The 23644-nt window shown below is 72.7% G+C and carries 22 protein-coding genes; 14 read left to right on the forward strand and 8 right to left on the reverse strand.

The genetic code is table 11. The annotated features are described in order from the left end of the window. The first annotated feature begins 149 nt into the window (after window positions 1-149). Entirely contained in the window at window positions 150-2549 is a 2400-nt protein-coding gene (locus tag ACZ52C_RS05330; protein ID WP_469073505.1) for an ATP-binding cassette domain-containing protein, read from the forward strand. Window positions 2550-2704: 155 nt separating this feature from the next. Further along, entirely contained in the window at window positions 2705-3586 is an 882-nt protein-coding gene (gene ligD, locus ACZ52C_RS05335) for a non-homologous end-joining DNA ligase (protein ID WP_469073506.1), read from the forward strand. A 91-nt stretch (window positions 3587-3677) separates the two neighbouring features. Here ligD and ACZ52C_RS05340 read toward each other — a convergent pair whose 3' ends face one another. Continuing rightward, complete coding sequence (locus ACZ52C_RS05340; RefSeq protein ID WP_469073507.1) at window positions 3678-4481, reverse strand: nuclease-related domain-containing protein; 804 nt, start codon at window positions 4479-4481, stop codon at window positions 3678-3680. 132 nt (window positions 4482-4613) lie between these two features. On the opposite strand from ACZ52C_RS05340, the gene ACZ52C_RS05345 reads away from it, so the two are divergent. The 7 genes from ACZ52C_RS05345 (at window position 4614) to ACZ52C_RS05375 (ending at window position 11476) form a co-directional block, all read left to right on the forward strand. Beyond that, window positions 4614-5132, forward strand: a complete 519-nt coding sequence (locus tag ACZ52C_RS05345; protein WP_469073508.1) for a protein-tyrosine phosphatase family protein — start codon at window positions 4614-4616, stop codon at window positions 5130-5132. Between the two features lie 139 nt (window positions 5133-5271). Beyond that, window positions 5272-6153, forward strand: a complete 882-nt coding sequence (locus ACZ52C_RS05350; protein WP_469073509.1) for a hypothetical protein — start codon at window positions 5272-5274, stop codon at window positions 6151-6153. Next, window positions 6150-7418: an ATP-binding protein gene (locus tag ACZ52C_RS05355; protein WP_469073510.1), complete on the forward strand. Its 1269-nt coding sequence runs from the start codon at window positions 6150-6152 to the stop codon at window positions 7416-7418. The genes ACZ52C_RS05350 and ACZ52C_RS05355 overlap by 4 nt, the downstream gene beginning before the upstream one ends. Window positions 7419-7585: 167 nt before the next feature. Next, complete coding sequence (locus ACZ52C_RS05360) at window positions 7586-7945, forward strand: SH3 domain-containing protein (RefSeq protein ID WP_469073511.1); 360 nt, start codon at window positions 7586-7588, stop codon at window positions 7943-7945. Between the two features lie 43 nt (window positions 7946-7988). Further along, window positions 7989-9416 (forward strand): FtsW/RodA/SpoVE family cell cycle protein, encoded by a 1428-nt coding sequence (locus ACZ52C_RS05365; protein WP_469073512.1) that lies wholly within the window; start codon window positions 7989-7991, stop codon window positions 9414-9416. Then, window positions 9413-10882: a penicillin-binding transpeptidase domain-containing protein gene (locus ACZ52C_RS05370; protein WP_469073513.1), complete on the forward strand. Its 1470-nt coding sequence runs from the start codon at window positions 9413-9415 to the stop codon at window positions 10880-10882. Before ACZ52C_RS05365 ends, ACZ52C_RS05370 begins: the two co-directional genes overlap by 4 nt. A gap of 108 nt (window positions 10883-10990) precedes the next feature. Next, complete coding sequence (locus tag ACZ52C_RS05375; protein ID WP_469073514.1) at window positions 10991-11476, forward strand: DUF3291 domain-containing protein; 486 nt, start codon at window positions 10991-10993, stop codon at window positions 11474-11476. Here the strand turns inward: ACZ52C_RS05375 and ACZ52C_RS05380 are convergent. Beyond that, complete coding sequence (locus ACZ52C_RS05380) at window positions 11469-12332, reverse strand: hypothetical protein (protein WP_469074146.1); 864 nt, start codon at window positions 12330-12332, stop codon at window positions 11469-11471. The two genes, ACZ52C_RS05375 and ACZ52C_RS05380, sit on opposite strands and share 8 nt — an antisense overlap. 137 nt (window positions 12333-12469) lie before the next feature. On the opposite strand from ACZ52C_RS05380, the gene ACZ52C_RS05385 reads away from it, so the two are divergent. The 4 genes from ACZ52C_RS05385 (at window position 12470) to ACZ52C_RS05400 (ending at window position 15636) form a co-directional block, all read left to right on the forward strand. Continuing rightward, window positions 12470-13426, forward strand: coding sequence for an AurF N-oxygenase family protein (locus ACZ52C_RS05385; RefSeq protein ID WP_469073515.1), 957 nt, complete (start codon window positions 12470-12472; stop codon window positions 13424-13426). Between the two features lie 259 nt (window positions 13427-13685). Beyond that, on the forward strand, window positions 13686-14411 hold the full coding sequence (locus ACZ52C_RS05390) for a TetR/AcrR family transcriptional regulator (RefSeq protein WP_469073516.1): 726 nt from the start codon (window positions 13686-13688) through the stop codon (window positions 14409-14411). Between the two features lie 10 nt (window positions 14412-14421). Continuing rightward, entirely contained in the window at window positions 14422-14763 is a 342-nt protein-coding gene (locus ACZ52C_RS05395) for a hypothetical protein (protein WP_469073517.1), read from the forward strand. 102 nt (window positions 14764-14865) lie between these two features. Then, entirely contained in the window at window positions 14866-15636 is a 771-nt protein-coding gene (locus tag ACZ52C_RS05400; RefSeq protein ID WP_469073518.1) for a coiled-coil domain-containing protein, read from the forward strand. Window positions 15637-15647: 11 nt separating this feature from the next. Here the strand turns inward: ACZ52C_RS05400 and ACZ52C_RS05405 are convergent, their stop codons facing one another. The 5 genes from ACZ52C_RS05405 to ACZ52C_RS05425 form a co-directional block, all read right to left on the reverse strand. After that, entirely contained in the window at window positions 15648-16883 is a 1236-nt protein-coding gene (locus ACZ52C_RS05405) for a styrene monooxygenase/indole monooxygenase family protein (RefSeq protein WP_469073519.1), read from the reverse strand. Window positions 16884-16936: 53 nt separating this feature from the next. Next, window positions 16937-17512, reverse strand: a complete 576-nt coding sequence (locus tag ACZ52C_RS05410; RefSeq protein ID WP_469074147.1) for a GTP-binding protein — start codon at window positions 17510-17512, stop codon at window positions 16937-16939. Between the two features lie 328 nt (window positions 17513-17840). Beyond that, complete coding sequence (locus tag ACZ52C_RS05415; RefSeq protein ID WP_469073520.1) at window positions 17841-18365, reverse strand: DUF742 domain-containing protein; 525 nt, start codon at window positions 18363-18365, stop codon at window positions 17841-17843. Next, the gene (locus ACZ52C_RS05420; protein WP_045558975.1) at window positions 18362-18883 is read right to left on the reverse strand and encodes a roadblock/LC7 domain-containing protein; all 522 of its coding nucleotides are present in this window, start codon (window positions 18881-18883) and stop codon (window positions 18362-18364) included. Before ACZ52C_RS05420 ends, ACZ52C_RS05415 begins: the two co-directional genes overlap by 4 nt. After that, window positions 18880-21810: a sensor histidine kinase gene (locus tag ACZ52C_RS05425; protein ID WP_469073521.1), complete on the reverse strand. Its 2931-nt coding sequence runs from the start codon at window positions 21808-21810 to the stop codon at window positions 18880-18882. Before ACZ52C_RS05425 ends, ACZ52C_RS05420 begins: the two co-directional genes overlap by 4 nt. Window positions 21811-22187: 377 nt before the next feature. Between ACZ52C_RS05425 and ACZ52C_RS05430 the strand changes: the two genes are divergently transcribed. Further along, window positions 22188-22973: a protein phosphatase 2C domain-containing protein gene (locus tag ACZ52C_RS05430; RefSeq protein ID WP_469073522.1), complete on the forward strand. Its 786-nt coding sequence runs from the start codon at window positions 22188-22190 to the stop codon at window positions 22971-22973. A 16-nt stretch (window positions 22974-22989) separates the two neighbouring features. Here ACZ52C_RS05430 and ACZ52C_RS05435 read toward each other — a convergent pair whose 3' ends face one another. Beyond that, window positions 22990-23499 (reverse strand): MarR family winged helix-turn-helix transcriptional regulator, encoded by a 510-nt coding sequence (locus ACZ52C_RS05435; protein ID WP_469073523.1) that lies wholly within the window; start codon window positions 23497-23499, stop codon window positions 22990-22992. Between the last annotated feature and the right edge of the window lie 145 nt (window positions 23500-23644).

Here is a 23644-nt window from a genome sequence, read left to right on the forward strand (position 1 = left end):
CGCAGCGGACTGTTCCGGCGGACCCGGACCCGGACCTGAACGGACCCGGGAGACCTGGTCTCGGCGCCGCCGGGCCCAGCGGACCGGAAGCGGACGGGCGACACCGGCGGTCGCCGTGGACGCGGCCCCGCCCGACAGATGGAGGAACGATGACCAAGCCCACGAGCGCGCGGACGCGGGCGCAGGCTCCCGGGCCGCACGCCGCCGACAGCCATGACCTGATCCGTGTGCACGGGGCGCGGGAGAACAATCTCAAGGACGTCAGCATCGAGATCCCCAAGCGCCGGCTCACCGTCTTCACGGGGGTCTCCGGCTCGGGGAAGAGCTCGCTGGTGTTCGACACGATCGCCGCCGAGTCGCAGCGGCTGATCAACGAGACCTACAGCGCCTTCCTCCAGGGCTTCATGCCGAACCTGGCCCGCCCGGAGGTGGACGTGCTGGACGGGCTGACCACCGCGATCACCGTGGACCAGCAGCGGATGGGCTCCGATCCGCGCTCCACCGTCGGCACCGCCACCGACGCCAACGCGATGCTGCGCATCCTCTTCAGCCGGCTCGGCAGACCGCACATCGGCCCGCCCGGCGCGTTCTCCTTCAACGTCGCCTCGGTCTCGGCGAGCGGCGGTCTCACGGTCGACCGGGGCGCCGACAAGACCAAGACCGAGAAGGTGACGTTCAGCCGCACCGGCGGGATGTGCACGCACTGCGAGGGCCGGGGCACGGTCTCCGACATCGACCTCACCCAGCTGTTCGACGACTCGAAGTCGCTGTCCGAGGACCCGTTCACCATCCCCACCTACACGGGGGACGGGTGGGTCGTACGGGTCATCGCCGAGTCCGGGTTCTTCGACAAGGAGAAGCCGATCCGGAAGTACACCAAGAAGGAGCGGCACGACTTCCTGTACCGGGAACCGACCAAGGTGAAGGTCAACGGGGTCAACCTGACGTACGAGGGTCTGATCCCGAAGCTGCAGAAGACCTTCCTCTCCAAGGACCGCGAGTCGATGCAGCCGCACATCCGGGCCTTCGTGGACCGGGCGGTCACCTTCGCCGTCTGTCCCGACTGCGAGGGCACCCGGCTCAGCGAACTGGCCCGTTCCTCACGGATCGGCAAGCTCAACATCGCCGAGGCCTGCGCCATGGAGATCCGGGACCTCGCCGAGTGGGCGCGCGGCATCGAGGACGCGTCGGTGGCGCCGCTGCTCGCCAAGCTGCACTTCACGCTCGACTCCTTCGTGGAGATCGGCCTCGGCTACCTCTCGCTGGACCGGGCCTCCGGCACGCTCTCCGGCGGTGAGGCGCAGCGGACGAAGATGATCCGGCACCTCGGGTCCTCGCTCACCGATGTCACATACGTCTTCGACGAGCCGACCATCGGGCTGCACCCGCACGACATCGAGCGGATGAACAACCTGCTGCTGCGGCTGCGCGACAAGGGCAACACGGTGCTGGTGGTGGAGCACAAGCCGGAGACGATCGCCATCGCCGACCATGTCGTGGACCTCGGTCCAGGCGCCGGTACGGCGGGCGGCACGGTCTGCTTCGAGGGCACCCTGGAGGGGCTGCGGGCGAGCGACACCGTCACCGGACGTCATCTCGGCGACCGGGCCGCGCTGAAGGAGACGGTGCGCAAGCCCACGGGCACGCTGGCCATCCGGGGCGCGACGGCCAACAACCTCCAGGACGTGGACGTCGACATCCCGCTCGGCGTGCTCACCGTCGTCACCGGTGTGGCCGGTTCCGGGAAGAGTTCGCTGGTCCACGGCTCGATCCCGAGCGAGGAGGGCGTGGTGTCGGTCGACCAGACCCCCATCCGCGGCTCCCGGCGCAGCAACCCGGCGACGTACACCGGGCTGGCCGACCCCATCCGCAAGGCCTTCGCCAAGGCCAACGGGGTCAAGCCGGCGCTGTTCAGCGCCAACTCCGAGGGCGCCTGCCCCACCTGCAACGGCGCCGGGGTCATCTACACCGACCTGGCGATCATGCAGAGCGTCGCCACGACGTGCGAGGAGTGCGAGGGGAAGCGGTTCGAGGCGTCGGTGCTGGAGTACCGCTTCGGCGGGCGGGACATCAGCGAGGTGCTCGCGATGTCGGTGACCGAGGCGGAGAATTTCTTCGGCGAGGGCGAGGCGCGCACCCCGGCCGCCCACCGGATCGTCGAGCGGATGGCGGACGTCGGGCTCGGCTACCTCACCCTGGGGCAGCCGCTCACCACGCTCTCCGGCGGTGAGCGGCAGCGGCTGAAGCTGGCCACCCACATGGGCGACAAGGGCGGGGTCTACGTGCTCGACGAGCCCACCACGGGTCTCCACCTCGCCGACGTGGAGCAACTGCTCGGGCTGCTCGACAGGCTGGTCGACGCCGGCAAGTCGGTGATCGTCATCGAGCACCACCAGGCGGTCATGGCGCACGCCGACTGGATCATCGACCTCGGCCCCGGCGCCGGCCACGACGGCGGCCGGATCGTCTTCGAGGGCACCCCGGCCGACCTGGTCGCGGCCCGCTCCACCCTCACCGGCGAGCACCTGGCGGCGTACGTGGGCGCCTGAGCGGGGAGCGGAACGCCGGGCGCGCGGGCCTCCACGCGCCCGGCACACCAGCCTCCACACGCCCGGCACACCAGCCTCCACACGCCGGGCACGCACGCCTCCACACGCCGGGCACTCCGCCCCTTTTCTCGTCAAATCATGGGATTCTGGCTTCCATGACGCCGATCACCGAGGTGGAGGGCCACAGGGTCGCCCTCTCCAATCTGGAGAAGGTCCTCCACCCGGCGACCGGCTTCACCAAGGGGGAGCTGCTGCACTACTACGCCACGACGGCTGACGCCCTGCTGCCGCACCTGCGCGACCGCCCGGTCTCCTTCCTCCGCTACCCGGACGGGCCGGGCGGCCAGGTCTTCTTCACCAAGAACGTGCCGCCGGGCACCCCGGACTGGGTCACCACCGCCGAGGTCCGGCGGATGGAGGGGCCGGCCCGGATGGTGCTGGTCCAGGACCTGGCGAGCCTGATGTGGGCCTCGAACCTGGTCGCCGAGTTCCACACACCGCAGTGGACCGTCCGCACCTCCGACGAGGCCGACCGGCTGGTGTTCGACCTGGACCCGGGGTCGCCCGCGACGGTCGTCGAGTGCTGCGAGGTGGCCTGCTGGCTGCGGGAGCGGCTCGCGGCGGACGGGATCGAGGTCTACGCGAAGACGTCCGGGTCGAAGGGGCTGCATCTGCTGGCGGCGGTGCGCGGGGCGTCCTCGGAGCGGGTCTCGGAGTACGCCAAGGAACTCGCCGTCGAGGCGGAGCAGGCGATGCCCCGCCGGGTCGTCCACCGGATGACCCGGAGTCTGCGCCCCGGCAAGGTCTTCGTCGACTGGAGCCAGAACGCCGCCCGCAAGACCACGGCCGCGCCGTACACCCTGCGGGCCCGTCCCGAGCCGACCGTCTCCGCGCCGGTGACCTGGACCGAGGTCGAGGAGTGCGCCTCCCCCGGCCGGCTGGTCTTCCGCGCCCCGGACATCGCGCCCCGCCTCCAGGACCACGGCGATCTGCTGGCACCCCTCCTGGACCCGCAGGCCGCGCACCCCCTGCCCTGACGCGGCCCACCGCCGGGCACACCCACCGCCGCAGCCCGAACGCCCAACACCCGCACCCGCACCCGCACCCGCACCCGCACCCGCACCCGGTCTACACCCGTGTCCACGTCCGCCGGTCGCGGGCCATCGCGTGCAGTCCCTCCACGTCCGCCGGCTTCAGCACCCCACCCGCGCGGGCGAGCTCGGCCAGGTCCGTGTCGCGCAGGACGCGTACCTCGCGCAGCGGCGTGGTGACCGCGACGGAGGAGGGTTCGGCGAGGGCGAGGACCGGACGGACCTCGGCGGTCAGGGCGTAGGAGGCGCGGTCGGCGTCGGCGCGGAGTCCGCGCAGCAGCGCGCGGGGTTCGTGCCGGCCGACCGCGACCATGGGGTCGGTGACGACGACGCGCTGCCTGCGGGCGTGGACGGAGCGGACGCAGAACAGGCCCCCGGGGCCGACGACCAGATGGTGGATGCGGTCGCCGCCGGGCAGCGGCACGGAGTGCAGGGTGTGCCAGCCGGCGCCCTCCAGCCGGTCCAGCGCGTCGCCGACGGTCCGCTCGGCGGCCAGGGCCCGGCGGCGCGGGTCGGGGCGCAGCCGGTGTGGCGGGCCGGGGGCGCGCTCGAGGGAGATCAGCAGGGCTTCGCCGGGCCGGTTGGGGGCGAGGTCGTCGTCCGGGGGGAGACTCAGCCGGGCCAGCTCGGCGGGGGTCGGCACGGGTGGCGGCCCCACGGTGACCGGGCCGGTGACGAAGGGGCGGAGGACGGCCATCACGTCCTCTCTCAGCTCCTCGCTGAGGAGGTTCACCCGGCCCGCCTCACGGTCGTACCAGGCGATGTTCCTCCCATCGGTCCGGCACACGTACAGGCGCTGCTGTCCATGGCGCCAGGTCGGTATGACGCGCAGTCCGCTCATGCACCATCACCCCACGACCATGGGAACAGGCGGGGTGCTCCATCGGCAAGAACCCGGCTACCTTTGGGGTGACGACCCGTCGTCGAGGGCCATGGTCCGTCGGATGGGCTCCGAGGTCTGGGGGAGGCGCCGTTGCGGACGCGCAAGCAACCCGATGTCCCGGCTCCGAGGGAACCGTGGAGCGAGATCGTGCCCGGGCTGTGGATGGGCGGACACGAGTTCGCGGGGCCGACCGGTGCCGGGGGCGTCGAATTCGCGGTCGTGCGCGATGAGTTCGACCTGGTGCTGACCCTGCTGCGGCTGCCGGGGCACGGGCCGGACGACGGGGTCGAGCACCATGTGTGGCCGATCCCGGACGGGCCGCTGGACGGTACGCAGTTGGCGGGTGTGATGCGGCTGGCGCAGGCGGCGTGCGACGCGCTGGAGGACGGCAAACGGGTCCTCGTCCGCTGCTACAGCGGGTACAACCGCTCCGGTCTGGTCGTGGCGCACGCGCTGATCCGCGACGGGCACTCCGCCGAGGAGGCGATCCGGCTCATCCGCACCCGCCGTTCGCCGTGGGCGCTGCACAACGAGCTGTTCGTGGAGTACCTGCACACGGGGCTGGCCACGGTCCGGCTGCTGGAGGAACTGGAGGAACAGGCCGAGTAACCGGGCGAACGGGACGAGCCGGCCGAGCAGCCGGGCGTGCGGGAGGAGCAGGCCGGGCAGCTGGGCGTGCGCGATCGGGCCGTCACGAAAAAGCACTTCCGCGCGAATTAGGGTGTACGGGACCACACCCCCTTGCCCCATGTCCTTCACCCGTACGCCCAGGAGTCCCGTGTCCACCAGCCGCCCCGCGCGCGCTGCCGTCGGCGCCTTCGCCGCCGTGGCCGTCGTCCTGCTGCTGGGCGGCTGTGGTGACTCCGGAGGGCTGGTGAGCGCGGGCGCGACGCCCGCCGCGAACGGTCCGACCCGGCTGTGGCCCGGGGAGCCGCCCGCGTCCTCCCCCGCCTACGACTACGGCGAGGCCGAGACGGAGGTGGTCAGGGGCGTGAAGGCCCCCGGCGAGGACATCCACCGGGTGGATCCGTCGGCCGTGGTCCGCGCGGAGATCGCCGCGCACCCCGAGGTGTACTCCGGGTCCGGCGCGCCGTACGGGGGAACGGCCACGCGCATGGCCGCCTGCGGAAAGGGCGCCGGGGAGAGCGCCGAGGCGGGGGCGGACGGAACCGCCGCCCCGGGCCCGGACTCCGGCACGGACGCCCGTCGAGCCGGGTGCCCCGTCCTGAAGGCCTACTACCGGGACCTCACCGGCGACGGGCGCGACGACATGGTGCTCGGCTTCCGGCTGCTGCCCGGCAACCAGACGGCGGTGCGGATGTACACGTTCCAGGCGGACCGGCTGGTGCAGGTGCTGGCCAACGACGACGCCGTGCTCGCGGTCGAGCTGGCCGGCCGTACGGTGATCATCCGCTCCCCCGCGGGCATCGTCGGCTACGAGTACCGCACGCAGTGGACCTGGGACGAGGACCAGCTGGCGATGCTGCTCACACGGGACGAGATCCTCCGCGTGGGCGGACCGGTGAAGCCGTCCCGCTCACCGGCCGCCTCGCCCTCCGCCTCCCCGTCGGCCGGCCTCTCCCCTCTGTCCGTCCCGTCCGCCGCCTCGTCGTCGGTGAGGCCGGGGTGAGCGTCGAGAGGTCCGCGCGGAAACGGTTCGGCCTGCCCCGGTGGACGTCCTCGCTCACCTGGAAGGCGCTGGCCTTCATCACGGTCATGTGCTGCGGGCTGGCCGCGCTGCTCGGCGCCCTCGTCCATGTCTCCGTCACCAACCGGACCGTGAGCGACGCGCGTTCCCGCGCGCTGGTCCGGCTCGACGAGGCGGCGCGGGCGTACGAGGCGGGGAACCGGCTCCCGCCCGATTCCGGGATCGATCCGCGTGGTCTGCCGGCGGAACTGCGCGAGCTGGCGGTGAGCGGGCGGCGCGGCACGATGGTCGGGGTCGTCGCCGGGGTCCCCTCGATGTGGGCCGCCGCCCCCGCCGACGGTCGGGCCCTCGCCGTACAGATCGACTACGCGCAGAGCGCGGCCACCATCGAGAACCTCGACCGGGCCATCCTGGGGTCCTCGGCTCTGGCGATCGGCGTGACGCTGGTCGTCGGCGCGCTGGGCGTCAGCGGGGTGACCCGGCGGCTGCGCACGACCTCCCAGGTGGCCCGGCGGATCAGCGCGGGCGACCTGGACGCGCGGGTGGGCGATCCCCGTACGACGGACCCGGCGCGGTACCGCGACGAGGTGGCCGCGGTGGCCGCCGCGCTCGACACCATGGCGTCCACGCTGCAGCGCAAGCTGCTCGGCGAGCAGCGGTTCACGGCGGACGTCGCGCACGAGCTGCGGACGCCGTTGACCGGGCTGCACGCGGCGGCCGAGCTGCTGCCGGCGGGGCGGCCGACGGAGCTGGTGCGGGACCGGGTCGCCGCGTTGCGGACGCTGACCGAGGATCTGCTGGAGATCTCGCGGCTGGACGCGGGGAGCGAGCGGCTGGAGCTGGACGCGATCCGGCTCGGTCCGGTGGTGGAGCGGGTGGCCGCGCACACGAGCGGCGAGACCGAGGTGCGGGTCGTCGAGGACGCGTGGGTGGAGACCGATCGGCGGCGGCTGGAGCGGGTGCTGGGGAACCTGGTGGCCAACGCCCACCGGCACGGGGCGCCTCCGGTGGTGCTGACCGTGGAGGGGGCGGTGGTGAGTGTGCGGGATCACGGGGAGGGGTTCCCGGCCTATCTGGTCAGTGAGGGGCCACAACGATTTCGCACGGAGGGCTCCGCCAAGGGGCACGGGCTGGGGTTGACCATCGCCGTGGGGCAGGCGGAGGTGTTGGGGGCGCGGCTGGAGTTCGAGAACGCCGCGGACGGGGGTGCGTCGGCCGTTCTGCGACTGCGGGTCGATGAGGGCTGATCACACGGGTCCCCGCACCCGCAGAGCACCCGCAGAGCCCGCAGCACCGCAGCACCCGCTGAGGGCCGCGCCACTCTGATGGCCCATCGGGAAAGGCGCCCCACCCTCCCTCCTCCTAACGTGGCGAATAGTCAGCCTCGCCCCCTTTTCCCCTGGAGGAGCATCAGATGTCCCTGCGGATTCTGCTCATGCGGTTCGGAATAGCCGCTGCCGGTGGCGCCCTTCTGGCGTTCGCGGCCACGACTCCCGCCGCCGGTGTCGAACAGGAGGACCCCCGCGAGAGCAAGCAGATAGTCAACGGCGAGGTCGTCGCCCGCACCGGCCTCATCCTGCGCAGCGCCCCGACCCGTGGGGGCTCGGTCGTCCGGGTCGCGCGCTACGGCGAGATCGTCAAGATCTACTGCCGCACCGAGGGCCGGAGCGTCGACGGCAACCGGCAGTGGTACCTGCTCGTCGACGGCACCTGGGCCTGGGGCTCGGCCCGCTACATCGCCCCCTTCAAGGCGCCACGCTGGTGCGACGCCTGACCGACAAGACGCACAAGGCATTGCATTTGGGTAAGTTCCGGGCATGAACCACAAGGCCGGAACGACCCTGGCGGCGGATCACTCGGACCCCTCCCCACCGCCCGCCGTACGCCTGCTCCGGCGCCGAGGCGTCGAGCTCACCCTCACCGTCGTGGCCGTCCTGCTCTCCGTGTACGGCTACTGCGCTGTCGGTCTGGCCGAGAACGGCACGGTCCCGCCCGGCGCCGCCGACTACGGCGCCGGGCTCGGCGTGCTCGCGCTGCTGGCCCATCTCGTGGTCCGGCTGCGGGCGCCGTACGCCGATCCGCTGCTGCTGCCGATCGCGGTGCTCCTCAACGGCCTGGGTCTGGTGCTGATCCACCGGCTCGACCTGGAGACGCCCGCCGACCACGCGGCGCCCGCGCAGCTGAACTGGTCGACGCTCGGGGTGGCGCTGTTCATCACGGTGGTGGCGCTGCTGCGCGACCACCGGGTGCTCCAGCGGTACGCGTACGTCTCCGTGGTGACCGCGCTCGGGCTGCTGGCGCTGCCGATCCTCTTCCCGCCGGTCAACGGGGCCCGGATCTGGATGCGGATCGCCGGGTTCTCCATCCAGCCGGGCGAGTTCGCGAAGGTGCTGCTCGCGCTGTTCTTCGCCAGCTATCTCGCGGCCAACCGCAACGCGCTGGCGTACGCCGGCCGTCAGATCTGGCGGTTCAAGCGCCTTCAGCTGCCCACCGGGCGCGTCCTCGGCCCGATCGTCACCATCTGGCTGCTGAGCGTCGGCGTGCTGGTCCTGGAACGGGACCTCGGCACCTCCCTGCTGTTCTTCGGCCTGTTCGTGATCATGCTGTACGTCGCCACGGGCCGCACCGGCTGGATCGCGGTGGGGCTGCTGCTGGCGTGCGTGGGCGCGGTCGCCGTCGGCTGGCTCGAACCGCACGTCCACAGCCGGGTCGAGGACTGGCTGCATCCGTTCGCGTCGATCGAGGCGGGACAGGGACCCAACCAACTCGCCCAGTCCCTCTTCGCGTTCGCCGCCGGCGGGCTGCTCGGCACCGGGCTCGGCCTCGGCCACTCCATCCTGATCGGCTTCGCCGCCAAGTCCGACTTCATCCTGGCCACGGCGGGCGAGGAGCTGGGCCTGGCCGGACTCTCCGCGATCTTCCTGCTCTACGCCCTGCTGGTGGAGCGCGGCTTCCGGGCCGGCCTCGCCCTGCGCGACCCCTTCGGCCGGCTCCTGGCCACCGGCCTCGCCTCGATCATCGCCCTCCAGGTCTTCGTCATCGCCGGCGGTGTCATGGGCCTCATCCCGCTGACCGGCATGGCGATGCCCTTCCTCGCGCAGGGCGGCTCGTCCGTCGTCACCAACTGGGTCATCGTGGCGCTGCTGATGCGGCTGAGCGACTCCTCCAGGCGGCAGTACGCCCCCGGGCCGCCGCAGGAGAGCCCGCCGGGCCCGGGCGCGCACGGGGAGGGCCCGGGCGCATGACCAGGTACATCCGCCGGGCCGCCGCGCTGTGCGCCCTGCTGCTGCTCGCCCTTCTCGTCAACGCCACCCGGGTCCAGGTCCTCCAGTCCCGGGCCTACGACGACAACCCCGCCAACCGCCGTCCGGAGATCGCCCGTTGGGGCCAGCCGCGCGGGGACATCGTGGTCGAGGGGCGCCCGGTCACCGGCTCGAAGGACACCGGGGAGCAGCTCCGCTACGAACGCACCTACCGGGACGGCCCGTTGTACGCGCCGGTCACCGGTTTCGCCTCGCAGGTGTACGGGACGACGTTCCTGGAGCACGCGGAGGACTCCGTCCTCGACGGCAGCGACCCGCTGCTCTCCTTCCTCCCGCTGTGGAACGACATCACCCGCGACCGCAACGCGGGCGGCTCGGTCGTCACCACGATCCGGGAGGCGGCCCAGCGGGCGGCGTATCTGGGCCTCGGCACCCGCCGGGGCGCGGTCGCCGCGCTCGAACCGGCCACCGGACGCGTCCTGGCGCTGGTCTCGCGGCCGTCGTACGACCCCGGGGCGCTCTCCGGCAACGGGCGCGAGGCGGCCGAGGCGTGGGCGCGGCTGAACGGGGACGCGAGCAGGCCCATGCTCAACCGGGCGGTGCGGCAGACCTATCCGCCGGGCTCGACCTTCAAGGTGGTGACGGCGGCCGCCGCGCTGGACACCGGGGTGGTCGAGGACCTCGACGCGCCGACCCGCTCCCCCGACCCGTACACCCTGCCGGGCACCACGACCTCCCTCTCCAACGAGGTCGAGGGGTGCGAGAACGCCTCGTTGCGCTATGCCTTCGAGTGGTCCTGCAACACGGTGTTCGCGAAACTGGGCGTGGACGTCGGCCTCGACGCCATGACGGACACCGCCCGCGCCTTCGGCTTCAACGACGCCGGCCTGCGGATCCCCTTCTCGGTCGCCCCCAGCAGCTTCGACACCGACATGGACCGGGCGCAGCTCGCGCTCTCCTCCATCGGCCAGTACGACACCCGGGCGACCCCCCTGCAGATGGCGCTGGTCGCGGCGGCCGTCGCGAACGGCGGTTCGGTGCGGCCGCCGTACCTCGTCGAACGCACCACCACGGCGAGCGGCCGCACGGTCGCCGGCTCGGGCACGCACACCCCGCGCCAGGTCATGGACCCCACCACCGCGCGCCGGATGCGGGACCTCATGCGCGGCGTCGTCGAGAACGGCACCGGCGCCAACGCGGCCCTCCGCCACGCCACCGTCGGCGGCAAGACCGGCACCGCCCAGCACGGCCTCGGCAACTCCGGCACCCCGTTCGCCTGGTTCGTCGGCTGGGCCCAGTCCGACGAGGCGATGGAACCCGAGGTGGCCGTGGCGGTGGTGGTGGAGGACGCGGAGGCGGTCCGGGGCGACATCAGCGGGGGTGGGGACGCGGCACCGATCGCGCGGGAGGTGATGCGGGCGGTGCTCAGGGCCTCCGGCGCCCCGTGAGGGACGCGGGGAACCGCGCGAGAAGCCCGGCCGGCGCGCCGTGATCGCCTGCCCAGTTCCTGAGATAACCAGTGGGCCCGCGGGCCCACCCGGCCCTACCGTTCGCCCATGACGACCGCCGCGTACGAACTCGCCCAGGTGAACATCGCCCGCCTCCAAGCCCCGCTGGACTCACCCCAGTTGAAGGACTTCGTCGACGCCCTCGACCCGGTGAACGCGGTCGCTGACCGCTCCCCCGGTTTCGTCTGGCGCCTCCAGAGCGACTCCGGCAACGCGACCGACATCCCCGTCCTCGGCGACGAGTGGCTGATCATCAACATGTCCGTGTGGCGGGACACCGACGCCCTGACCGCGTTCATGTACCAGGGACAGCACCGGGAGTTGCTGGCCCGCAGGCGGGAGTGGTTCGAGCGGCTGAGCGAGGCGGCGACCGCGCTGTGGTGGGTTCCGGCCGGCCACCGCCCCACCGTGGCCGAGGCGGAGGAACGGATCCTCCACCTCCGCGCCCACGGCCCGACGCCGTACGCCTTCACCCTGCGCACGTCGTTCCCGGCGGGGCCGGCGGAACCCATCGCCGACGCGGTCCTCAGCTGATCGGCTGCCGGAGTTCGGAGCGGACCTGAAGGGTGCGCTCCGCGAAGGCCTCCACGTCCACCTCCGAGGCGTCCTGTCCGACGCTCTCCACGCTCAGCTCTGCGACGGACGCCCCCGTGTTGCCGTCGGCCCAGGCGCACATGGGGTACGTGATCTTGCTGCCGGCCTGGTTCTGGGTGACGACCTGGCAGCTGATGGTGAGGTCGGAGTCGCCCGGGGTGTAGTCCTCGGGCGGCACGACCACCGTGATGGAGCTGACCCCGGCCGCGCCCTTCAGCATGTTGTCGCGGGCGGCGTCGGTGTTCTTGAACCGGCCGTACATGCCCGACACGATCAGGGCGCCCTCGGCCCCGTCGCCCGCGGGCGCGTACTGCGCGACGGCGGCCGTGACGTCACGGGCGTCGAAGGCGCCCTCCGCCTCGTCCTCCACCTGGCGCCCCTCGGTGTCGGAGAGGTCCTGGGCCAGCTTGTACTCACCGTCGAGGACGGTCTCGGGCAGGGCCAGCTTGTACTCGGCCTCCGGAAAGCCGCTGGTGCTCTTCGTCCCGACGACCCACAGGCCCACGGCCCCGAGCACCATGAGCCCGACGACCCCGCCGACGAGCCCGAGGACGAGCCCCGTCCGGCTCTTCGGCGGCGGCGGGGGCTGCCACCCGGCGGGATGGGGCGCGCCGTACTGCTGCGGTGGCGGCGGGTACTGCTGCGGTACGTGCGGCTGTCGGCCGTACGGCTGCGGCTGTGGTTGCTGCGGCGGGTACGGCTGCTGGCCGTACGGCCCCTGAGGCGACGGCTGCTGGCCGTAGGGCCCCTGGTGCGGCGGCTGCTGGCCGTAGGGCTGCTGAGGCGATGGAGGCATGGACACGCCAGCACGCTACTGCACAAGTCGCGCGCAAAGGATTGACGGCCTTGCTGACAAGTAGTCTCATAAGCGGTGACCGCCGGTAACTCACGCCGGTGACTTCCTGCCATCCCGTACGAGGAGCTGCGACAGCCATGACTACGGTGACCTCGGTGAACGCGACCAACCCCGGGTCGGAGGCGGACGTGCTGCGCGACGCGCTCGGGCTCCTCAAGGACCGGGAACAGGTGGCCGAGCGGCTGCTCCTCTCGTCCGCGAAGCACTCCTTCGACCCGGACGAGGAGCTGGACTGGGACGCCCCCTTCGAGGAGGGGAAGTGGTTCTGGCCGCCGGAGCTGGTGTCCCTGTACGGGACGCCGATGTGGCGCGGGATGTCGCAGGAGCAGCGCATCGCGCTGTCCCAGCACGAGGCCGCGGCGCTGGCCTCCCTCGGCATCTGGTTCGAGATCATCCTCATGCAGCTGCTCGTCCGGCACATCTACGACCGGGCCGCGACCAGCGCACATGTGCGCTACGCGCTGACCGAGATCGAGGACGAGTGCCGGCACTCGAAGATGTTCGCCCGGCTGATCAGCAAGGGCGGTACGCCGTACTACCCGGTGAGCCGGCTGCACCAGAATCTGGGCCGCGTCTTCAAGACGATCTCGACGACACCGGGGTCCTTCACGGCGACCCTGCTCGGCGAGGAGATCCTCGACTGGATGCAGCGGCTGACCTTCGCGGACGAGCGGGTGCAGCCGCTGATCCGGGGGGTCACGCGGATCCATGTCGTCGAGGAGGCGCGGCATGTGCGGTACGCGCGTGAGGAGCTGCGCCGCCAGATGGTGACCGCTCCGCGGCTGTCCCGGAGCTTCACCCGCGTCACGTCCGGCGAGTTCGCCCGCGTCTTCTCGGTCGCGTTCATCAACCCCGAGGTCTACTCGAACGTCGGCCTCGACCAGCGGGCGGCCGTCGCCCAGGTACGGGCCAGCGGGCACCGGCGCGACATCATGCAGACCGGGGCGAAGCGGTTGACGGACTTCCTGGACGACATCGGGGTGCTGCGGGGTGTGGGGCGGCGGATGTGGAGGTCGTCGGGGTTGTTGCCGTAGGGGTGATGGGCTGGGCGCCTCATGGCTCGGGGGTGCGGGTCGCACGGCGGCCGCGGGCCCGGTGGGACTTCTCGCGCAGTTCCCCGCGCCCCTGAAAAGCCGGGGCTGCGCCCCATGCTTTTCAGGCCCGCAGGGCCTGGTCATTTAGGGGCGCGGGGAACTGCGCGAGAAGCCCCACTCACCCGCACCCGCCGACGATGCACGCACCCCACCCCACTGGGCGCCCCGGCCCAGCGGCGCAGCCCGTACGCTGCGAGGTATGACGTCCGAGGCCCCCACCCGCACGTACCGTCGGCTCAGTGTCGAAGAACGGCGCAGCCAGCTGCTGGACGCGGCCCTGGAGCTCTTCGCGCACCACGCGCCCGAGGACGTCTCCCTCGACGACGTCGCGGAGGCGGCCGGCGTCTCCCGGCCCCTCGTCTACCGCTACTTCCCCGGCGGCAAGCAGCAGCTCTACGAGGCGGCCCTGCGCACGGCCGCCGAGGAACTGGAGCACTGCTTCGACGAGCCCGCCGAGGGCCCCCTCACCAGCCGCCTCGCCCGCGCCCTCGACCGGTATCTCACCTTCGTGGACACCCACGACACCGGCTTCAGCGCCCTCCTCCAGGGCGGCAGCGTCGTGGAGACCTCCCGCGCGACGGCCATCGTGGACGGGGTCCGGCGCGCCGCCGCCGACCACATCCTGCGCCACCTGGAGGTCGCCGAGCCGGGCCTCCGGCTGCGGATGACCGTCCGGATGTGGATCACCTCCGTGGAGGCCGCCTCCCTCATCTGGCTCGACGAGGGCAAACAACCGGACGTCGGCGAACTCCGCGACTGGCTCGTCGAGCAGTTCGTCGCCTGTCTCACCGCCACCGCCGGCCGCGACGCGCAGACCGCCGCCGCCGTCCGGCACGCCCTCACCGTCGAGACGCCCGAAGGCGCCGTCGGAGCCCTGGCCCGCCGCGTCCTGCCCGTCGTCGCCGACGCCGGCCACCTGCTGTGACACTGGTCCGGTGAAGAGCCAAGACACCCCCTTCGTGGGCGGCCCCCTCGACGGGCGCGTCCTGCCCGTGCTGCTCGGCATCACCGGGCACCCCCCGAAGACGTACCGGGTCCCGGTGCCCGACGCGGCCGGCGGCCCGCCGACGGTCCTCGTCTACCGCCGGGTCGACGCCGGCCGGGGCGGCCTGCTGCACCAGCTGTGGAAGTACGAGTACGCCCCGGACGCCGACCCCCGGCGCCACCTGAAGTGGCCCTGGTCCAAGCCGGGCACCCCGGCGGGCGCCGGCACCCCGGACCGGGCGGACGGGCGATCCGCCACGCCGCCGGCGCGGCCGCGCCCCACCGACGAGTGACACCCCGGCACCGAACGGTCCACCCGGCGCGCGGCCGCCTCCCCCTGCCCCGATCCTGCCGGTGCGAGGTGGACGGCCCACCTGAGCACCGGAGGTGATGACATGTCAGAAAGGCTTCTGCGCCTGGTCGGTACGGTGACGGTCACGGCCCTCACGGCCGGCGTCCTCCTCGCCACGGCCCCCGCACCCGCCATGGCCACGACCGAACCGCCCGCCGCCGAGGGCCGCTCGGTCGCCGACCTCCTCACCGACCTGCGACGGCTCCACCAGGAGGCCGAGAAGGCCACCGAGGCGTACCACCGGACCGGCGAGGAGCTGAGGAGGCAACGGGCCGAGGTGGCGGGGCTCGACCACCGGCTCGCGGCGGCCCGTCTCTCCCTGCACGACAGCCGGGGCGCGGCCGGCCGGCTGGCGCGGCAGCAGTACCAGAACAGCAGCACCGCGCTGTCCCCCTACGTACGGCTGCTGATGAGCCGGGACCCGCACCGGGCGCTGGAGCAGGGCCATGTGATCGGGCAGGTGGCGCGGAAGCGGGCCGAGACGATCGAGCGCCTGGTCGGCAGCGAACAGGACACCGACGCCCTCGCCCGCAAAGCGCGTGTGGCGCTGGACCGCCAGCTCACCCTCGCCGAACAGCACCGGAGAGAACACGACACCGCGTCCGACCGCCTGGACAGGATCGAGGAACTCCTCGTCTCCCTGACCCCGGACCAACTCGCCGCCCTCAGGACGTCGGAGACCACCGACAAGGCCCTCTCCTCGATGCCGCAGGGCGCCCACGCCCCTCAGGGGCGCGAGGAACTGCGCGAGAAGCCCCACGCACCCGCACCGGCACCCGCACCGGCCGACGAACCCCGCACCCCCGTCCAGTAGGCGCCCGGCCCTCAACCCCCCGCGACCTCCGCCAGATACGCCCGCGTCTTCTCCGCCTCGTAGAAGTACCCCTCGAAATCCGCCGGGTCGTCGAAGCCGTTGGCGAATCGATCCGCCACCACCGGCAGCCCCTCGGCCGCCCCGACCAGCTCCATGACGTGCTCGGCCGGCGGAGCCAACATCGTGTTGGTCCACTTGGTGACGGGCCCCGCGATCCGCCAGAACCGCTCGAACGTCCGTCGCATCCACACCTCGTCGAACGGTCCGTCGCCGTGGTCGAGGATCGCCGAGAGGTACACGGCCGCGCACTTGGCCGCCGAGTTGGCGCCCTGCCCGGTGAGCGGGTCGTTGGCCACGACGACGTCCCCGGCGCCCAGCACCAGGCCGCCGCTCGGGAGCTGTCCGACGGGGTGCCGCACGACCGGGGTGTAGCGGCCGGTCAGCGCCGCCCCCGGGTCCGTGACCTCGACGTCCGTGGCCCGCGCGTACTCCCAGGGCGTGTACCGCTTCATGAGCTCCAGGGTCAGCGCGAGCTGTTCCTCCGCGTTCCGGACGCCCTCGAAGACGTCGAGCGGCCCGCCGGGCCGGCCCAGCCAGAAGAGGGCGTCGGCGCGCCCGGAGGTGGTGAGGACGGGCTGGACGATGAGTTCGCCGGCGCCGGGCACCAGGTTGCAGCGGGCCGCGTCGAACTCCGGGTGCTCGGGGCGCGGCCCCAGTCCGTGGACGTACACCGCGGCGAGCGCGCGCTGCGGTTCGGTGTAGGGCGAGCGGGCGGCGTCGCGGCGGAACATCCGCACCAGTTCGCCCTTGCCCGCGGTGACGAGCACGAGGTCGTACAGCCGGGAGAAGTAGTCCAGGTCGGAGACCGCGGCGCCGTGGACGACCAGCTGGCCGCCCCGCCGGGAGAACGTCTCCATCCAGCCGGCCATCTTCACCCGCTGGTCCACGGCCTGTGCGTACCCGCGCAGCCGGCCGACCCAGTCGACGGCGCGGTGCCCGTCCGGGCCGGCGACGGAGACTCCGACGCCCTCGATCCGCGGTGCCTGGAACTCCCAGAAGGCGAGGTCGCTCTCGCGCTCGTGGCGCAGGGCCGAGTCGAACATGCACTGGGTGGACATGATGCGGCCCGCGCGTATCTCGTCCGGGGTGCGATTGGACATCAGTGTGACCTCGTACCCGTGCGACTGGAGCCCGAGGGCGAGTTGCAGCCCGGACTGGCCGGCTCCGACGACGAGAATCTTCCGCATCCGGACAGGTCTCCTGGTTCGTCCGTGGCGTCCCGTGACGTCCCGCTCGGGGACTACTCGGGGCTGAGGGATATCGCGTGGGCGCACAGCGCCAGCAGGGTCTCCATCGCGGAGGCCCGCTTGCGTGCGTCCATGATCATGACAGGCACATGGTCGGGCACGGTCAGCGCGTCCCGTACGTCCTCGGGCTCGTAGCGCACACTGCCGTCGAAGGCGTTGACCGCGACGATGTACGGCAGTCCGCAGCTCTCGAAGTAGTCGAGCGCGGGGAAGCAGTCGTCGAGGCGGCGGGTGTCGGCGAGGACGACCGCGCCGATCGCGCCGCGCACCATGTCGTCCCACATGAACCAGAACCGCTCCTGCCCGGGGGTGCCGAACAGGTAGAGGACGAGGTCGTCGTCGAGGGTGAGGCGGCCGTAGTCCATGGCCACGGTGGTGGTGAGCTTGTCCGGCGTCCTGGAGAGGTCGTCCGTGCCGACGCTGGCCTCGGTCATCAGCGCCTCGGTCCGCAGCGGGGTGATCTCGGAGACCGCGCCGACGAAGGTGGTCTTGCCGACGCCGAAGCCGCCCGCCACCACGATCTTGGTGGCGATGGGGGCCCGGCTCAGGTCGGACTGCCAGGGTTTCAGCTCCTCCTCGGGCTCCGCGCCGGGCCCGACGGGGCCGGTGTCGGCCTCCGCCTCGGCCTCGGCGAGCCGGTCGAGACCGCGGGAGGCCGCCCGGGCGTAGCCCCCGGGCGGGGTCGTACCGGTGTCGATGCCGACGCCGTGCGTGCCGGTCCCGGCACGCACGGCGTCCACGTCCAGACGAGGAGCGTCCGCGTCTATCTCGACACGGGGCGCGCCCGTGTCCGTCCCGACACGAGGCGCGTCCGTGTCTGTCCCGACACGGGAGGCGTCGTCGACGCCCGGGGTGACGCCGGCCGAGGCGTCGGGGTTGACGCCAGCCGAGGCGGCGTCAGAGACGGCGGAGTCCACTCAGCACCCTTTCCAGCAGAGCGCGGTCCGGCTGTCCCGGTCCGTGACCTGTTCCGTACACACGGATCTTTCCCTGGTCCGCGAGATCGCTGAGGAGGACGCGGACCACGCCGAGCGGCATCTTCAGCAGCGCGGCGATCTCCGCCACCGTCCGCATACGGCGGCAGAGTTCGACGATGGCCCGCATCTCGGGCATCACCCTGGTGTTGGGTGAACCTCCCCCACGAGGGAACGTGTGGGCGGTACCCCCAGCCAACTCCGGCCGCTCCGCCGGAGCTTCGAGCACGGCGACGAACGTCTCCACGAGGAGGACGTGACCGAAGCGGGTGCGGCCGCCGGTGAGCGAGTAGGGGCGTACGCGGGCGGGTTTGCGGTCGCCGCCGCGCACGGGCAGCCTCTTGGCGCCCTTCGTGCTCCTGGCGCCCGTCGCGCCCTTCGTCGCGGGCGGCCGCTTCACCCGGCCGGACTCGTGGGCCCGCGCCCTGTTCTGCCTGGGGCCGCTCATCGTCGGCTCCCGGCCGCCTCGGTCTCCCTCTGGGACTCGGCCTCCAGGGACTTGCGCAGTTCGCTGCGGAGTTCCGGGGTGAGTACATGGCCGGCGCGGCCGACGAAGAGCGCCATGTGGTACGCCACCACGCTCATGTCGCAGTCCGGGGAGCCGTGCACCCCGAGCAGCGAGCCGTCGCTGATCGACATCACGAAGAGGCTGCCCTCGTCCATCGCGACCATCGTCTGCTTGACCCCGCCGAACTCCATCAGCTTGGCGGCGCCGATGGTGAGGCTGCCGATGCCGGAGACGATGGTGGCCAGGTCGGCGGCGGAGCCCCGCGGGCCCTGCGGTCGTGCTTCCCGGGCCTCGCGGGCCGCGGCGTTTCTGCCGGGGTCGGAGGAGAGCAGCAGCAGTCCGTCGGAGGAGACCACCGCGACCGACAGCAGTCCCGGCACCTCCTCCACCAGGTTGGTCAGGAGCCAGTGCAGGTTGCGGGCTTCACTGCTCAGTCCGAAGGTCATGGGCGCGGTCAACTGCTTTCCTCCTCGGAAGTGCCCCCCGTGGTGTCAACTGCCTCTGTCCGGTACTCGTGCGGCACGGGCATCCGTGTCTCACCCGATTGCTCGGCGATCTCCGCCTCGACGTCACGCCGCCCCTCCCTGGCCCCCTGGTGGAACCCGCCGAGCCGACGGCGCAGTTCCTCGGCGTTCACGCCGCCCACCCGTGGCCGGGGGGTCGTGGGCACCGGCGCGGTGATCCGGGGCGTGCGCTTGGGCAGCCCCTTGTCGGTGAGCCGCGGGGTCGCATCACCCCGTGGCCCCTCCGTCCCGGCCCGTGACCCCTCGGTCGCGCGCGCCGTGTTCCCCTCGTCGGCGGCCCGCTCGTGGGTGTCGGGTTCGCCCGGGTACGAGGCGTCGCCGTCGGTGTCGCCGTCCGCGCCCACGCCTGTGCCGGCGTGGCTCTCGTGGGCGGCGGAGTCCTCGTCGCTCTCCTCGTCGGCGCCCTTCCCCGGGGTCACCGGAGCGAAGAGCTCCATCGTCGTCTCGGACACGGACTCGGCCCCGGACACGGGTCCGGTACCGGCCCCGGTGTCGGGGCCGGGTGCGGCCTCGGGTGCGTCGTCTTCCGGTACGACGCTCCCGGCGACCTCTGCGGCGACGGCGGCCGTCCCCACGGCCTCCCTCGCCTGAAGTGCCCGCTCGGCCGCCTCGATGAGCGGGTCGCCGTCGCCCTCGGGCTCGCGTACGGCGACGGATCGGCCGGGCAGGACGTTCGAGTTGGCCTCGGCGTCGGCGCCCGGCAGCGAGAACTGGGGCGTGACGGAGACTGGGGTGCCCACGGGCACGGCGGGCGTGGGGGCCAGCAGCGCCTTGGGCAGGACGACGACCGCGGCGGTGCCGCCCGAGCCGTGCGGCTGGAGCCGGACGGGGGTGCCGAGCCGGTGGGCGAGGCGGGCCACGACGTACAGGCCGAGGCCGAGGCCCTCGCCGTCCTCCTGCTCGTAGGGCGCCTCGGGGTCGAAGTCGGTGAGGCGGGAGTTGAGCCGGGCGAGCCGCTCGGGGGCGACGCCGATGCCGCCGTCCTGGACGGAGAGGGTGATCTCGCCGTTCTCCCTCAGATGGCCGGTGACCTCGACGGACATCTCCGGCGGCGAGAACGAGGTGCCGTTCTCCAGGAGTTCGGCGAGGAGGTGGCTGAGGTCGTCGGCGGCGAACCCGGCGACGTGCGCGCCCGGGGGCAGCGCGGCGATGCGGACGCGTTCGTAGCGCTCGATCTCGCTGACCGCGGCGCGGACGACGTCGACGAGCGGGACGGGTCCGGCGTGGTGCTGGACGTGCTCGTGACCGGCCAGCACGAGGAGGTTCTCGCTGTGGCGGCGCATGACGGTCGCGAAGTGGTCGAGCTTGAAGAGGGTGGCGAGCCGGTCGGGGTCCTGCTCGCGCTCCTCCATCGACTCGATGACGGCGAGCTGCCGCTCGACGAGGCCGAGGGTGCGCAGCGCGAGGTTGACGAAGGTGGCGTGGACGCTGTGCTGGACCTTCGTCAGATGGGCGGTCGCCTCGGCGAGTTCGGCGCGCAGCCGGTCGCGTTCGTCGGCCATGGTCTGGCGCTGGCCGATGAGGTGCTTGCGGTCGCCCTCCAGGGGCGCGAGCCGCTCGTGCAGGGCGAGGGCGTGCGCGTGGAGCGCGTTGACCGAGCGCACGACCTGGGCGAACTCGTCGTTGCGGCCGGTGAACTTGACCGGTTCCTCGTGCGCGGGGTCGCCGGCGACCCGGGCGGAGCCGATGCGCAGCACCGCGAGCGGGCGGGTGAGGGAGCGGGCCATGCCGGTGGCGACGCCGACGGCCAGGAGCATCAGGGCGCCCAGGACGGCGACCCGGATCTCCAGCGCGGTGACGTCCTCGTCGCGCAGCTGGGCGAGGTCCTTGGTGCGCCGGTCGTAGAGGGAGGACTCGGCGCCGCGCATCAGGTCCACACGGGCGGAGAGGGCGGCGCCGACCTTCTCGGCGCTGGTGCCGGCCTCGTCGGCGGAGAGCGTGGGCTGGTCGGTGAGGTCGGCCAGGTACGCGTCGGCGGTGTCGGCCTCGGGGCCGGTGACCGTGGCGTCGTAGGAGGAGCGTCCGGCGGCGGGCGCGGTCTCGCGGAAGTGGGCGAGGGCGGCGTCGGAACGGACGCGGGCCTGCTGGGCGACGGCGGTGAGGGCGTCGCGCTGCTTCGCGTCGGCGGCCGAGGCTCCGGTCCTGGTCGTGGGCAGCCCGGTGGTGGGGTCGATGACCGTCTGGGTGGTCGTCGGGACGCTGAGCGCGGCGACGAGGAGCCCCCGGGCGGCGGCGGCCTGCTGGACGGCGCTGTCGAGTTCGGCGAGGGCGTAGGCGCCGCCGCCCGCGCGCGGCGGCAGTTCGGCGGCCAGTTCCTCGGCGAGGGCGTGGAGTTCGGTGACGACGGCGGTGTACGCCGTGTGCGCCTCCAGAGCGGTGCTCTTCCCGGAGAGGGCCGCCTGCCGCACGCCGGCGATGGACTCGATGTCCTCCCGCAGGGCGGCGGAGGTGTCGGTGTCGGCACTCAGTTCCTCGGCCTGGGTGTCGACGCGGTCGCTGCGCTGCTTGCTGGGCGCGGCCCGCTTCGGGCGCCCGGCGGCGATGTACGCGGTGACCTCGTCCCGCTCGTCCGCGAGCGCGTGCGCGAGGGTGAGCGCCTCCTGGGTCTGCTCGGCGAGCGTGACCAGGCTCTGGGTGTCGTGCAGTTGCTCCGAGGCGGCGAGGATCGAGGGCGCCCCGGCGCCCGCTATGGCGGCGGCCACGACGGCCACGGCGACGATGAGCCGATTGCGTACGCGCGCCTTCCGTCCGGTGCCGACGGCGGGGGCCTCTGCCTGTGCCGTCCCCTGCTGGTTCGGGGAGGCCGCGGAGGCCTTCGAAGCTGCCTGCTTGCCTGCGCGCCGAGGCCGCGTCTTCTGCACCGGTGCTCGCATTCCTGACTCGTGTACCCATTGGCCCGGGTGACGATCCGTCAACTCGTCAAATACGGCCGTCCCCCCGGTACGGCTCCCGACCCTCCCAGTGCCGGTGGGCAGTGGTCCCGCATCATCAGTCCCGCCACCCGAAGGAGTGAACATCCCCGGGGAGTTGGCGGGCAAGTTCCTCCGGCTCGTGCCGATGCCCTCCGCAGCGGGCCGGTTGGACGTCGGCGACGCGCTTTGACAGTATTCGCCGCCGCGCTTCACCGCTCACGATCATTCCATGCCAAACCCGGCGGCCCACCTGGAGGGTCCGGGTCGTACCACGACCATTGTCGGCCTTTCACGGATCTTGCGGCGGGCTCGTGCAGACTGGCCGAATGCGCACGGAACTCGTCTCGGAACCCGGCGATCCCCTTCGCCCCAACGAGGACTTCGCGTCGGTGGCCCTGCCCGCGGGGGGACAGGGCGGCGCCCTCGTCGTCCTCGACGGCGTGACTCCGCCGCCCGAGGGCTACGGCTGTCGACATTCGGTCGCATGGTTCACTTCCCGCCTCGGCGGCACCCTGACCGAACTGTCCGTTTCGGAGCGGGATTCACCGTTGCCCGACGTGCTCTCACAGGCCATTTCTCGTACCGCCCGGACCCACACCCAAACCTGTGACCTTTCTCACCCACGAACCCCACAGGCCACGGTGGTCCTGGCCCGCTGGTCCACGGAGGCCGTGGAGTACCTGGTGTTGTCGGACTCGGCCCTGCTGTTCGAGCGGCCGGACGGCGCGGTGACGGCCGTCCTGGACGACCGTCTCGCCCTGCTGCCCCGGGCCTCGCTGGCGACGGCCGCGATCGCCGACTCGACGGTGCGGAACAAGGAGGGCGGATTCTGGACGGCCGCCGCCGATCCCGCCGTGGCCGCGCGCGCGGTGACGGGAACCGTCCCCCGCGAGGAGGTCCGCGCGCTGGTCGCGTTGACGGACGGGGCGGGCCGCTGGGTGGAGACGTTCCGCGAGGGCGACTGGGCGGACTGCCTCACCCTGGTCCGCAAGACGGGGGCGCGGGGGCTGGTGCAGCGGGTGCGGGAGCTGGAGGCCACCGATGTGGAGCGGCGGTTCCTGGGCCGCGCCAAGACGCACGACGACGCGAGCGTGGTGTTCGTGGAGTGGTGAGCGACCCCTCCGGGTCTCAGCCCTCCACGCCCCGGTTCAACTGGTGCAGCAGACGCGCGAGTTGGGCCACCTCGTCCCGGTCCCACCCCGCCAGCTGACGTACGTACGCCCCCCGGCGGGCGTCCCGGACCGCCCGGAAGCGGGCCCGGCCCTCCTCCGTGAGGTGGACGAGCCAGGCGCGGCCGTCGGCGGGGTCGGGTTCGCGGGCGATGAGGCCGAGGTGTTCGAGGGCGCGCAGCTGACGGGACATGGTGGCCTTGCCGACGCCGATGTAGGCGGCGAGTTCGGTGGCGCGCAGCCGACCGGCCTCGTCGAGGCGGGCGAGGAGACCGTAGGCGGCGGACTCCAGGTCGGGGTGGACGGCCCGGGCCATCTCGCCGGACTTGGCCCGGGCGCGCCGCAGCAGGACCGTCAACTCGCGTTCGAGGGCCAGGAACGCCTGGTCCATGCCGGCCGCCGGCATTCCTGCCGTCGGCCCGCCGGCCCCGACCCCGCCGCCGTCGCCGTTTCCGCCCTCGTCGTGCACGTCAGCGCTCCTGCTTTCCGATTCCGGCTACCTGCGGGTCAGTATTTCGTAGGTGGGGGGCGGAACATCGCCCTGGTCGCCCGCGGGTCCGGTGGGGCTTCTCGCGCAGTTCCCCGGGCCCCTGAAAAGCAGGGGCTGCGCCCCG

Source organism: Streptomyces sp. NPDC034049, assembly GCF_055575575.1.